At 61.5% G+C, this 12,991-nt stretch carries 9 protein-coding genes; 5 read left to right on the top strand and 4 right to left on the bottom strand.

Going from position 1 to position 12,991, the window contains the following annotated elements; all coding sequences use genetic code 11:
- Positions 1–11: 11 nt before the first annotated feature.
- Positions 12–3,497, bottom strand: coding sequence for a carbamoyl-phosphate synthase large subunit (gene carB, locus ACSQ3I_RS19015; RefSeq protein ID WP_436001554.1), 3,486 nt, complete (start codon positions 3,495–3,497; stop codon positions 12–14).
- Positions 3,498–3,760: 263 nt separating this feature from the next.
- Here carB and ACSQ3I_RS19020 point away from each other — a divergent pair, with 263 nt between their 5' ends.
- The gene (locus ACSQ3I_RS19020) at positions 3,761–4,864 is read left to right on the top strand and encodes a phosphatase PAP2 family protein (protein ID WP_436001555.1); all 1,104 of its coding nucleotides are present in this window, start codon (positions 3,761–3,763) and stop codon (positions 4,862–4,864) included.
- A gap of 99 nt (positions 4,865–4,963) precedes the next feature.
- On the top strand, positions 4,964–5,866 hold the full coding sequence (ypfJ, locus tag ACSQ3I_RS19025) for a KPN_02809 family neutral zinc metallopeptidase (RefSeq protein WP_436001556.1): 903 nt from the start codon (positions 4,964–4,966) through the stop codon (positions 5,864–5,866).
- A 172-nt stretch (positions 5,867–6,038) separates the two neighbouring features.
- Here the strand turns inward: ypfJ and ACSQ3I_RS19030 are convergent, their stop codons facing one another.
- Both ACSQ3I_RS19030 and ACSQ3I_RS19035 read right to left on the bottom strand, forming a co-directional pair.
- Positions 6,039–6,641: a thioredoxin domain-containing protein gene (locus ACSQ3I_RS19030; RefSeq protein WP_436001557.1), complete on the bottom strand. Its 603-nt coding sequence runs from the start codon at positions 6,639–6,641 to the stop codon at positions 6,039–6,041.
- A 26-nt stretch (positions 6,642–6,667) separates the two neighbouring features.
- Positions 6,668–7,630, bottom strand: coding sequence for a YeiH family protein (locus ACSQ3I_RS19035; RefSeq protein WP_436001558.1), 963 nt, complete (start codon positions 7,628–7,630; stop codon positions 6,668–6,670).
- 155 nt (positions 7,631–7,785) lie between these two features.
- Between ACSQ3I_RS19035 and ACSQ3I_RS19040 the strand changes: the two genes are divergently transcribed.
- The 3 genes from ACSQ3I_RS19040 (at position 7,786) to ACSQ3I_RS19050 (ending at position 11,718) form a co-directional block, all read left to right on the top strand.
- Positions 7,786–8,655: a LysR substrate-binding domain-containing protein gene (locus ACSQ3I_RS19040; RefSeq protein ID WP_436001559.1), complete on the top strand. Its 870-nt coding sequence runs from the start codon at positions 7,786–7,788 to the stop codon at positions 8,653–8,655.
- Positions 8,656–8,929: 274 nt separating this feature from the next.
- Complete coding sequence (locus tag ACSQ3I_RS19045; protein ID WP_436001560.1) at positions 8,930–10,174, top strand: TCR/Tet family MFS transporter; 1,245 nt, start codon at positions 8,930–8,932, stop codon at positions 10,172–10,174.
- A gap of 140 nt (positions 10,175–10,314) precedes the next feature.
- On the top strand, positions 10,315–11,718 hold the full coding sequence (locus tag ACSQ3I_RS19050) for an MATE family efflux transporter (RefSeq protein WP_436001561.1): 1,404 nt from the start codon (positions 10,315–10,317) through the stop codon (positions 11,716–11,718).
- Between the two features lie 38 nt (positions 11,719–11,756).
- Here ACSQ3I_RS19050 and carA read toward each other — a convergent pair whose 3' ends face one another.
- Positions 11,757–12,962, bottom strand: a complete 1,206-nt coding sequence (carA, locus tag ACSQ3I_RS19055) for a glutamine-hydrolyzing carbamoyl-phosphate synthase small subunit (protein ID WP_436001562.1) — start codon at positions 12,960–12,962, stop codon at positions 11,757–11,759.
- Between the last annotated feature and the right edge of the window lie 29 nt (positions 12,963–12,991).

Genomic DNA, 12,991 nt, shown 5'->3' on the forward strand with positions numbered 1-12,991 from the left:
TTGCCCTTGTCTCAGAAGTAGCTCTGCAGCGGGCGGACTTCCAGGTTGCCGGCCTTCAAGGCCTTGATCGCCTGGGCGGCAGCCTCGGCGCCGGCCATCGTCGTGTAATAGGGCACCTTCTGCATCAGCGTGGCGCGGCGCAGCGACTTGGAGTCCGAGATCGCCTTGGTGCCGTCGGTGGTGTTGATGACCAGCTGGACCTGGCGGTTGCGGATGGCGTCCTCGATGTGCGGACGGCCCTCCAGAACCTTGTTGACCTTGGTGGCGGCAATGCCCTGTTCGGCAAGGAAGCGGGCCGTGCCGCCCGTTGCCAGAACCTTGAAGCCGATTTCGGTCAAAAGCCGGATCGCCGGCAGCACCCGTTCCTTGTCTTCATCGCGTACAGAGACGAACACCGTGCCTTCACGCGGCAGCTCGACGCCGGCGCCGAGCTGTGACTTGGCGAAGGCCAGCGCAAAATCGGTATCGAGGCCGATGACTTCGCCGGTCGAACGCATTTCCGGTCCGAGCAGGATATCGACGCCCGGGAAGCGGGCGAAGGGGAAGACGGCTTCCTTGACGGCAATGTGCTTCAGGGCGCGCGGATTGGGCTTCTCGCCGTAGGCGGCAATCGCCTGGTCGAGCTTTTCGCCGGCCATGACGCGGGCAGCGATCTTGGCGATCGGCGCACCGATGGTCTTGGCGACGAAAGGCACGGTGCGCGAAGCACGCGGGTTGACTTCCAGCACGTAGATAACACCGTCCTTGATGGCGTACTGGACGTTCATCAGGCCGCCGACATTGAGCGCCTTGGCGAGTGCCGTCGTCTGGCGCTCCAGCTCGTCGACGATCTCGGTGGAGAGCGAACGCACCGGCAGCGAGCAGGCCGAGTCGCCGGAATGGATGCCGGCCTCTTCGATATGCTCCATGATGCCGGAGACGAACACATCCTTGCCGTCGCACAGCGCATCGACGTCCACCTCGATGGCGTTGGTCAGGTAGCTGTCGAACAGCAGCGGGTTCTTGCCGAGCAGCGTGTTGATCTGGCCGGTCTTGTCGTTCGGGTAGCGCTGCTTGATGTCTTCCGGCACCAGGCCCGGAACGGTGTCGAGCAGGTAGCTCTGCAGCTGGCTTTCCGAATGGATGATCTGCATGGCACGGCCGCCGAGCACGTAGGACGGGCGCACCACCAGCGGGAAGCCGATCTCGCCGGCGACGAGGCGCGCCTGCTCGACCGAATAGGCGATGCCGTTGTTCGGCTGGGCGAGATCGAGCTTCATCAGCAGTTTCTGGAAGCGGTCGCGGTCTTCGGCCAGGTCGATCATGTCAGGCGCGGTGCCGAGGATCGGGATACCGTTCTTTTCCAGCGCTTCGGCGAGCTTCAGCGGCGTCTGGCCGCCGAACTGGACGATGACGCCGACCAGTTCGCCCTTCTCCTGCTCGGCGCGCAGGATCTCGATCACGTCTTCGGCCGTCAGCGGCTCGAAATACAGGCGGTCGGACGTGTCGTAGTCGGTCGAGACGGTTTCCGGGTTGCAGTTGATCATGATCGCTTCGTAGCCGGCATCCTTCAATGCGAAGGCGGCATGGCAGCAGCAATAATCGAACTCGATGCCCTGGCCGATACGGTTCGGGCCGCCGCCGAGGATGACGACCTTCTTGCGTTCGGAAACCTCAGCTTCCGAACGGGCAGCGCCGACGAAGGGCGTCTCGTAGGTCGAATACATGTAGGCGGTCGGCGAGGCGAATTCGGCGGCACAGGTGTCGATGCGCTTGAAGACCGGGCGGACGTTCAGGCGATTGCGCAGCTCAGCCACTTCCTTCGGGCGCTTGGCCGTCAGGCTGGCGAGGCGGGCGTCGGAGAAGCCCATGGCCTTCAGCATGCGCAGGTTATCGGCATCCTGCGGCAGGCCGTGCTCGCGGATGCGCGCTTCCATATCGACGATCGCCTTGAACTGGGCGATGAACCACGGGTCGATCTTGCAGCCTTCGTGCACTTCGGCTTCGCTCATGCCCAAACGCAGCGCCTGGGCGACCATGCGCAGGCGGTCCGGCGTCGGCGTGCCGATGGCGGCGCGGATGGCGTTGCGGTTGTCGCTGCCGGCTTCGAGGCCGGGGATCTCGATTTCGTCGAGGCCGGTGAGGCCGGTTTCGAGGCCGCGCAGCGCCTTTTGCAGCGATTCCGCGAAGGTGCGGCCGATGGCCATGACTTCGCCGACCGACTTCATCGCCGTGGTCAGCACCGGCGAGGCGCCCGGGAACTTTTCGAAGGCGAAGCGCGGGATCTTGGTGACGACATAGTCGATGGACGGCTCGAAGGAGGCGGGCGTGGCGCCGCCGGTGATGTCGTTTTCCAGCTCGTCGAGCGTGTAGCCGATGGCGAGCTTGGCGGCGACCTTGGCAATCGGGAAGCCGGTGGCCTTCGAGGCCAGCGCCGAGGAGCGCGAGACGCGCGGGTTCATCTCGATGACGACGAGGCGGCCGTTCGCCGGGTTGACGGCGAACTGTACGTTCGAACCGCCGGTCTCGACGCCGATCTCGCGCAGCACCGCAATCGAGGCGTTGCGCATGATCTGGTATTCCTTGTCCGTCAGCGTCAGGGCCGGCGCGACGGTGATGGAATCGCCGGTATGGACGCCCATCGGATCGATGTTCTCGATCGAGCAGATGATGATGCAGTTGTCCGCCTTGTCGCGGACGACTTCCATTTCATATTCCTTCCAGCCGAGCACCGATTCCTCGATCAGCACTTCCGTCGTCGGCGAGGCGTCGAGGCCGCTGTTGACGATCTCGAAGAATTCCGAGCGGTTGTAGGCGATGCCGCCACCGGTGCCGCCGAGCGTGAAGGACGGACGGATGATCGCCGGCAGGCCGATGGTGTCGAGCGCCTGCGCGCCGACTGCCATGGCATGGCTCATGTAGCGCTGCTTGCGGTCGGTTTCGCCGAGGTTCCACTGGTTTTCGAGCGCGTCCAGCGCCTTGTCCAGTTCGTCGCCGGAAAGCTGGGCCTTCAGCTTGGCACGTTCGGCTTCGTGGGTCTTGCGGTCGGCGTCCTTGATGTCGGTGGCGTTCGCTAGCATCGAGCGCGGCGTTTCGAGGCCGATGCGGGCCATGGCCTCGCGGAACAGGGCGCGATCTTCCGCCATGTCGATGGCGGCCGGCTTGGCGCCGATCATCTCGACATTATACCGCTCCAGCACGCCCATGCGCTTCAGGGACAGCGCGGTGTTGAGGGCCGTCTGGCCGCCCATGGTCGGCAGCAGCGCGTCGGGGCGCTCCTTGGCGATGATCTTGGCGACGACTTCGGGGGTGATCGGCTCGACATAGGTGGCGTCGGCGAGACCAGGGTCGGTCATGATCGTTGCCGGGTTGGAGTTGACGAGGATGACGCGGTAGCCTTCCTCCTTCAGCGCCTTGCACGCCTGGGTGCCGGAATAGTCGAATTCGCATGCCTGGCCGATAACGATCGGCCCGGCGCCGATGATAAGGATCGATTTGATATCTTGGCGCTTCGGCATCGTGTCATCCATTCATTCGCGTGCGCGAAAAGCCGGTCCCGGTGTTGGGATCACCGGCCGGGTCGCGCGTTTAACATCTCTAAAGGCTAGAAGCGGCTTATAGGCAAATGTCTGCGCGAACGGAACCCCATAAATGCGGGAATCGACAGAAATGAACGGCGGTTTTCCGCCGGTTTTCCGGCATAGCGGATTTTTAATCTTCTTGGTGTTGTCTGGCGTCCATGCATGGCAGTGCGTCCCTGAAACGCGAAGGCGGACACGGCATGCCCGGAACGGCGAAGAAGCGAAGCGAATTCCTCTCGGCCCTCTGGGCTGCGACACGCGGGCGCGTGTTTTCCGACCGCTGGGCCTATCTCGTCATTATCCTCTATATGGCTGTCGGCATTCTGCTGCTGCAGGCGACCGGCAACGAGAAGATGATGTCCTACGGGATCTACGTGCTGGATTGGGCGCGGATGTTCCTGTTCCTCATGCCGCTCGGCGCCATCGCCTTCGATTTTTCCGCCGTGCTCCTGCGATTCGACCGTCGTCGTAAACTGGCATTCAGCCGCACCTATTCCGTCAAGCGGCTGGCGGCGCTGGCCGGCGGCAGCGTCATGATGGTGGGGCTGATGCTCTTCCAGGGCACGTTCACCTCGGTGAAGAACACGCTGCCGGCCCTGAACGGCGGTTTTCCTTACGATACGTTGCATGCCGACATCGATGCCTGGCTGCACTTTGGCCAGGATCCCTGGCGCCTGCTTTATGCTATCGCCGCTTTCGCCCCTGTGCGGGCCATCGTCGAGTTCAACTACAACGTCCTGTGGTTCATCATCTGCTTCGGCAGCCTGTATTTCGTCGTCACCTCGCCCCGCGCCGACGCCGTCAGGAGACGTTACCTGATGATGTTCATGTTCGTCTGGGTTGTCTGCGGCAATCTTCTCGCCGGCCTGTTCCTGTCGGCGGGGCCGGCCTTTTATGGCGCGGTAACCGGCGATCACGGACGCTTCGCCGAGCAGATGGCGTTTCTGGCCGGCAGCGAATGGCCGAATTCCGCCGTCAGCTATCAGAATTATCTTTGGGCGCTCTACGAACGCGGCCTGACCGGTTTTGGCGGCGGTATTTCCGCCTTCCCGAGCGTGCATGTCGGGCTGATCATGATGAATGCGCTGTTCGTTGCGCAATATTCCCGCCGGCTCGGCATGGCGGCTTTCGCCTATGTCTTCTTCGTGCAGCTCAGTTCCGTCTATCTCGGATGGCACTATGCGATCGACGGTTATGTTTCCATCGTCGTCGTGCTGGCCGCCTTTTTCGCCCTGCAGGCGTTGCGCGGCAGGCAGGCGAGCAGCCGCAGCGCCATGCTGGTTTCCTCAGAGCTTCGCTCATAGCAGGCTCGTTGTCGTCAAGGCTTCGCTGGATTTCCTGGTTGCAGGGGATATATAGCTGAAGGGGCATATTTCGAAGTGCCATGAGCCGGGAGACAGAGCATGGAATGGAAGGGTCGCCGTCAATCGGACAATATCGAGGACCGGCGCACGTCGGCTCCTGACTCGCCGGGTGGCAACCCGTTCGGACGCGGCGGCATGCGCATTCCCGTCGGCGGCCGTTCGGGCGGCGGACTCGGCATCGGATCGATCGTTGCCATCCTGGTCGTTTGCTGGTTCCTCGGCATCAATCCGATGACGCTGCTCGACGACGGCAGCGGCAGTAACTTCCAGACGGAAAACACCCAGCAGCGCTCGACGCCGCAGAACGACGAGATGACCGCCTTTGTCCGCACCGTGCTCGCCGAGACGGAAGACACCTGGACCGGCATCTTCAAGGCGAGCGGCGAAACCTACGAGCAGCCGAAGCTGGTTCTCTTCAGCGGCCAGACCAATTCCGCCTGCGGTTTTGCGTCCTCTGCGACGGGGCCTTTCTATTGCCCCGGAGATCGCAAGGTCTATCTCGACACCGAATTCTTCCAGCAGCTCGACCGCCAGTTCGGCGCGTCAGGCGATTTTGCCGAGGCTTACGTGATCGCCCACGAAGTCGGCCATCACGTGCAGAACCTGATCGGCGTGCTGCCGAAGTTCAACCAGATGCGCCAGACGATGTCCGAAGTCGAGGCCAACAAGATGTCGGTGCGTGTCGAGTTGCAGGCCGATTGTTTTGCCGGCGTCTGGGGCAAATTCACCCAGCAGAAGGGCATTCTCGAAGCGGGCGACCTGGAAGAGGCACTCAATGCCGCCCAGCAGATCGGCGACGATACGCTGCAGAAGCGCAGCCAGGGTTACGTCGTGCCGGACAGTTTTAACCACGGCACCTCCGCCCAGCGGGTCAAATGGTTCAAGCGCGGCTTCCAGAGCGGCGACATGAAGACCTGCAACACATTTGCCGGGGATGTCTGAGGCGGCATCGTCTGATTGTTGCCGATTTGGCAAGCCCGTTGAACCGGTGTGCCGCCCCCGCCTGCTGCTCGATGTGATGGATCGGTAGGGCGGGGCACGGCTCAACTGTTTCATTCCTTGCGCTTGGCGGGACCGTGATCGACCCGAAGCAGGCATTGGAGCCCATGTGTCGTCAACGCATGGGTTGCTGTTCCACGGCAGCAAACGAACTCAATGTGCCGTCATATTCAAGTGGTAGGCCGTCTAGAAAAAAGCTGGGCGTTCCTGTCACGCCGAAGCTTTCCACGGCCTGCGATGTAACCCGGTTCAGCTTGTCGTAGATGGCTTCATTCTTGACGGCAGCATTGAATGTGTCGTTGTCGATCCCGTTCGCAGAAGCGATCTCGCGCAGAAGTCTTTCCTTCTCTTCCGTGCTGAAAATATCATCGAGCCTCGACGTAAACGCGGCGATCACCCTGTCTCGGTCCGCGTCTCCAGCGCTTTCCGCAAGCATGAATATGACGGCGTCGATGGCATTGCGGACGAAAGGGCGGATGGTGACCTTCAACTTGCCATTTTGGATGTACCTTTTCTCGAGGTCGGGAAGAACCTTTTTCTCGAAGTCCACACAATGCGGGCATGTCGGGGATGAGTACACCACAAGGGTTTTCGGAGCGGCAGCACTCCCGAGAAAGCGATCCTCATAACCCTCGGGGGCCATGATGCTGTCGGCATGTGCCGATACGGCGGCGACAGACAGGAGAATAGACGAAAGCAGGACGGTCAGGATGCGCATGAAAGCTCCAGATTGGCTGTGATACGTTAGTGGAATTGAAGGACCATGAGGCCGAAGAAACTCAGCGTCCCCAGTGCAGCCAGGGAAAGGACCCCGGCCAAGAGCACCCGCCCTCCGGACGCGAATACCGTGCGCATGTTGACCGAGAGGCCGAGGGCGGCCATCGAGACCGTTGTCAAGATTGTCGAGCCGCTCTTGGCTGCATCAACGAGATTGTCCGGTATGACGGCGAGGCTGCGAAGGCACATCATCAGGAAGAAGCCGACGATGAACCATGGAACAAGGTGTGTGAGAGACACCCGGTTTCCTTCTTCTGATCCACTTCCGTTCTTCAGGCGGAGCAGCAGAACGACAGGGCCGAGCATCAGAACCCGCATCAACTTCACCAGCGTGCCGATCTGAACGCTGGCGGTCCCCACCGGCGCGGTCACGGCCAACACTTGCGGCACCGCGTAAACCGTCATCCCTGCGACCACGCCATATTGCCATTCACTCAAATGCAAGAGAGGGAACAGGGGTGGCAGCAACAGGACGACAACGATTCCCAGCGCAGCCGTGAACGCAATGGATGCGGCCACATCGTCCTGCTTTGCGCCGATGACCGGGGCTGCTGCGACGATTGCCGAGTTGCCGCAGATCGAGTTACCGCAGGCCACGAGCGTTGCCAGCCGGTCCGGGAGGCCAAGCAGCCGACAGAGTCCGTAGCTTGAAAGCAGCGATAGAATAACCGTGCAGATGACGATGCCGACCATCAGGCTTCCGGCGCCAGCGATCGTCGCGATGCTGACGGAGGCGCCCAGAAGCACGATTGCGACCTCCAGAATGATCTTGGCGGAGAAATCCACCCCTGCCTTGAAAATCGGCGCCAGGCCGGCGAGCGTATGGAACAGGGTTCCGAGAACGATCGCGAAGACAAGTCCGTCCATCAGTTCGTAGCCGAAGACCGATGTCTCGGCGTAAACGAGAATCTGAGCGGTTGCCGTGATCATGAGGGATAATGCGAACCCGGGAAAAATTTTCAAGATTTGACGCGTATGCAAAATCTTTACTCCGTGAGAAATGATTTCAAAAAATACTCTCCCGGAGCATTCTGATATATCGAATAATATTTGACATTTCATTCTGGTTTTATGAATGATTGGGCATGACGTTCGAACAGCTGGTAATTTTCGTCGCGACCGCCGAACGCGAACACCTCACACAGGCTGCAACCGCTCTTCGGCTGACGCCTTCCGCGGTGAGCGCATCGATCAAGGCGCTTGAGAATTTTTACGCCGTGAAGCTTTTTGATCGGGTTGGACGCGGTATCCAGCTGACCAGGGAGGGCAGGGTGCTCCTCAAGGAAGCGAAGGAGACATTGGCCCGCGTGAAGGTCACCGAGGCGGTGCTTGCCGAACTGGGGAACCTCCGTACCGGCACCCTTGACGTTCATGCCAGTCAGACGATTGCGAACTACTGGCTTCCGGCGAGGCTGCTGGGCTTTTCCAAGGATTATCCCGGCATCCGGGTCAATCTCACCATCGGCAACACCGCGACCGTGGCCGCTGCGGTCATCGATGGAGAAGCAGAGCTTGGCTTTATCGAGGGTGACCTGGATGAGCCGCGCCTGGCTGCATCCACGATCGCGAGCGACAAGCTTGTGGTGGTCGTGTCGGCAGACGAGCCTGTCCAGCATGACCACGAAATCGGAAAGCTGAAATGGATCATGAGGGAGCGAGGGTCTGGAACCCGATCGGTCTTGGAAGGCGCGCTTAGCGAACTTGGGCTCGATCCGCAAACCCTCGACGTGCGCATGGTGTTGCCGTCGAACGAAGCGCTTTTATCCGCCGTACGCCAGGGTGGTTGCGTCACTGCCCTTTCGGAGACGATCGTGTCGCCGTTCGTGGAGAACGGTCAGTTGCGGGTCCTCGATTTCAATTTCTCGCCACGCCGCTTTACCTTGCTTCGTCACAAGGAGCGGCACAGAACCGCTCCCGCGCGCGAGTTCGAAGCCTATTGCCACGTTCATCGGTGATAGGGCGGGACGGTAATCGCCTTCCCGCTCACCTGTAACACGCCGGCATCGCCATGTGCCGCCGCTGTTGCGCGCTTTCGTCGATTTCCTGAGGACGGAGCAGCGGCGGACAACCACAACATACCGCTGATCTCCGAATGTTCCGCAATCCATCAAAGTTTCATCATTCATGGATCAAAAACATTGAGATGTTCACGTATTGTTTCCGTATGGTTTCTGCTGTATTCAGCTTCGCCTGCTGATTTTTGCGTGTGGTGAACTGGGAGGAGAAACCATGATCGATCCAGCCTTGGCCCGTCGCGGACTGTTCCTGGTCTTCGTCATCCTCTTTCTCGATGTCATCGGCATCGCCATCATCATCCCCGTGCTGCCCGCCTATCTGGAGGAACTGACCGGCGGCACGGTGAGCGAGGCGGCGGTCGATGGTGGCTGGTTGCTGCTCGTCTATGCCGGCATGCAATTCTTGTTTGCGCCGCTGATCGGCAATCTCAGCGATCGCTTCGGCCGGCGGCCGATCCTGCTTGCTTCGGTGCTGACCTTCGCCATCGACAATCTCATCTGCGCGCTGGCCGTCAGCTACTGGATGCTCTTCGTCGGGCGGGTGCTGGCCGGCATCAGCGGCGCCAGTTTCGCCACCTGTTCCGCCTTCATTGCCGATGTCAGCACCGACGAGAATCGCTCCAAGAATTTCGGGCTGATCGGCATTGCTTTCGGTTCGGGTTTCGTGCTCGGCCCGGTGCTGGGCGGCATCCTCGGCGAACTCGGGCCACGGGTGCCGTTTTATGGTGCCGCCCTGATCGCCTTTGCCAATTTTGCCGTCGCCTATTTCCTGCTGCCGGAAACGCTTTCGCCTGCAAACCGGCGGCCGTTCGAGCTGCTGCGGGCCAATCCGCTCGGCGCGCTGCAGCAGATGCGCAATTATCCCGGCATCGGCTGGGTCGGTTTCGTCGCCTTTCTCTACTGGCTGGCACATGCGGTCTACCCCTCCGTCTGGCCGTTCGTTTCCGCCTATCGTTACGGCTGGAGCGAAGGGCAGATCGGCCTGTCGCTCGGCGTCTTCGGGGTTTTCGGGGCGCTGGTGATGATTTTCGCGTTGCCGCGGCTGGTGACGCGTTTTGGCGACTGGCGGGTGACGGTCATCGGCTTGTCGTTCAGCTGTCTGGCGCTGGCGGGTTACGCGCTCGCCTGGCAGGGGTGGATGGTTTATGTGGTGATCGTGCTGACGACTGTGGAAGCCGTGGCCGACCCGGCCTTGCGCAGCATCGCGTCGGCCAAGGTGCCGGCTTCGGCACAAGGCGAACTGCAAGGCGCCATGACCAGCGTCAACAGCATCACCACGGTCATCGGTCCGGTGATCTTCACCCAGCTTTTTGGTTCCTTCACCGCGCCTTCTTCCCCTGTCGTCTTTGCGGGCATGCCTTATGCAGTCGCCGCCTTCTTCCTGTTCGTGGCCCTGATCGCGTTCGTGGGGCGCGTGCGTGGCGTGGGCGCGGCAGGCAATCCGGTCGTTGCTCATTGATTCATCATATTTTGTGATGAATTGATGAAATAAAAGGCAATTCTCCGAATGTGACTGGCGCATCGCGCCCGCGTCATCTAAGGCCGACCATGGCGCATTGCGGCTTGCCGACACTCAAGAACAAGAATGGTATACATCTGATGTCGACGACGATTGAAATTCCGGCAACCGTTGCCGACAGCGGCGATAACAGCTGGCGCGGCCATATCCGCGCCACGCTGACGCTCGGCGTGCCGCTGATCGGTGCCCAGCTGGCCCAGCTCGGTATCCACACCACCGACGTGGTGATCCTCGGACAGCTCGGCGCGCAGACGCTGGCGGCCATGGTGCTGGCCGGCCAGTTCCTGTTCACGGTGCTGATCTTCGGCTCGGGTTTTTCCATCGCTGTCATGCCGATGGTGGCGCAGGCCTATGGCCGCGGCGATGCGACCTCGGTGCGCCGCTCGTTGCGCATGGGCCTGTGGGTGGCGATCCTCTATTGGGTGCTGGTGCAGCCGCTTTTCTGGAATGCCGAGGCGATCCTGCTTGCTTTCGGGCAGAAGCCGGATGTCGCGGCCATGGCCGGCAACTATGTGCTGATCGCCGAGTTCGGTATCCTGCCTGCGCTGCTCTACAATGTCTTCCGGGCGCTGGTCAGCGCCATCGGCAAGGCGAGCGTCATCCTTTCCGTCACTATTGGCATGCTGGTGCTCAATGCCATCTTTGCCTATGCGCTGGTGCTCGGCCATTTCGGCCTGCCGGCGCTGGGCATGACCGGCGCGGCTATCGTCTCTGTCGCCGTGCAGTTTGCCGGCCTGCTGTTTCTCATAGCCTATATCGAGAGCATCGAGCAGACGCGCAAATACGAACTCTTCGTGCGTTTCTGGCGGCCGGACTGGAAGGCGTTTTTCGAGGTGGTGCATCTCGGCCTGCCGATCGGTATTACCGTTCTGGCCGAAGTCAGCCTGTTCACCGTCGCCTCGCTGCTCATGGGGCAGATCGGCACACTGGAACTCGCCGCGCACGGCATTGCCCTGCAGCTGGCCTCGATCAGTTTCATGGTGCCGCTCGGCCTGTCGCAGGCGGCGACGGTACGGGTTGGTATCGCCCACGGACGCGGCGATCTTGATGGGCTGATCCGGGCTTCGATTGCGGTGATGGCGATTGCAACGCTGGTTGCCGTCGTTTGCGGCCTGCTGCTGTTTTTCTGGCCGACCTATTTCGGCAGCTGGTTCATCGACGTCGATTCGGCCGATGCTGCCGCCGTCTTGGGTTTTGCCGGCCCGTTCATCGTCGTCGCCGGCATCTTCCAGCTGATGGACGGGCTGCAGGCGATTGCCAGCGGCCTGTTGCGCGGTCTCAAGGATGCCCGCGTGCCGATGATCCTGGCGCTGATCTCCTATTGGCCGATCGGCTTCCTGCTTGCCTGGGCCCTGGCCTTTCCGTTCGGCATGGGCGGCATCGGCATCTGGATCGGTTTCCTGATCGGCCTCTGCGCCGCCTCGGTGCTTTTGTGCGGCCGGTTCTATCTGCTGGTGCAACGCCAAAAGCAAATGGCCCGCTGAAAAGCGGGCCATCCTAAAATCATCGGTACTAAAGGCGATCAGCGCTCGGCGAGTGCCGGCTCCCCCTTCTTCTCGCGCACCAGGTTGACGAAGCGGCGGAAGAGATAGTGGCTGTCCTGCGGGCCGGGCGAGGCTTCCGGGTGATGCTGCACCGAGAAGACCGGCTTGCCGACCAGGCGCAGGCCGCAGTTCGAGCCGTCGAACAGCGAGATATGGGTTTCCTCGACACCATCCGGCAGCGAGTCGGAATCAACGGCAAAGCCGTGGTTCATCGAGACGATCTCGACCTTGCCCGTGGTGTGATCCTTGACCGGATGGTTGGCGCCATGGTGGCCCTGGTGCATCTTCGAGGTTTTTGCGCCGACGGCGAGGCCGAGCATCTGGTGGCCGAGGCAGATGCCGAACAGCGGGATCTCGGTCTTGATCAGGTCCTGGATGACCGGCACGGCATATTCGCCGGTCGCGGCCGGATCGCCCGGGCCGTTCGACAGGAAGACGCCATCCGGCTTCAACGCCAGGATTTCGTCGGTGCCGGTGGTTGCCGGAACGATGGTGACCTTGCAGTCGAGGCCGGTGAACAGCCGCAGAATGTTGCGCTTCACACCGAAATCGACGGCGACGATGTGGTACTTGGCGTCCGCCGCGTCGAGCGTGCCATGGCCTTCGTTCCACACCCACGGCTTTTCCGTCCACTGCGACGACTGGCCCGAGCTCGCCACCTTGGCGAGGTCGAGGCCTTCCAGCCCGCTCCAGGCCTTGGCTTCCGCCTTCAGCGCCTCGATGTCGAAGACGCCCGAGGAATCGTGGGCGATGACGGCGTTGGGCATGCCGTTTTCGCGGATCCAGACGGTCAGCGCCCGGGTGTCGATGCCGCAGAGGCCGATGATGCCGCGGGCCTTGAGCCAGGCATCGAGGTGCTTTGCAGCGCGGTAGTTCGAGGGATCGGTGATATCGGCCTTGAAGATGACGCCGACGGCGCCGTGGCGGGCGGCGGGCGTCAGGTCTTCGATGTCTTCGTCATTGGCGCCGACATTGCCGATATGCGGGAAGGTGAAGGTGACGATCTGACCGAGATAGGAGGGATCGGTGAGGATTTCTTCATAGCCGGTCAGGGCCGTGTTGAAGCAGACTTCCGCCTGGACCTTGCCGGTGGCGCCGATGCCGGTCCCTTCGATTACGGTTCCGTCGGCGAGCACCAGCATGGCGGTCGGCTTGCTTGTTGTCCAGGGAGCGGTAGCGGTCATCTTCGTCCTTTCCGGCCACGCGAAGGTCG

The sequence above is a fragment of the Rhizobium sp. LjRoot30 genome, assembly GCF_964253915.1.
Lineage (GTDB): Bacteria > Pseudomonadota > Alphaproteobacteria > Rhizobiales > Rhizobiaceae > Metarhizobium.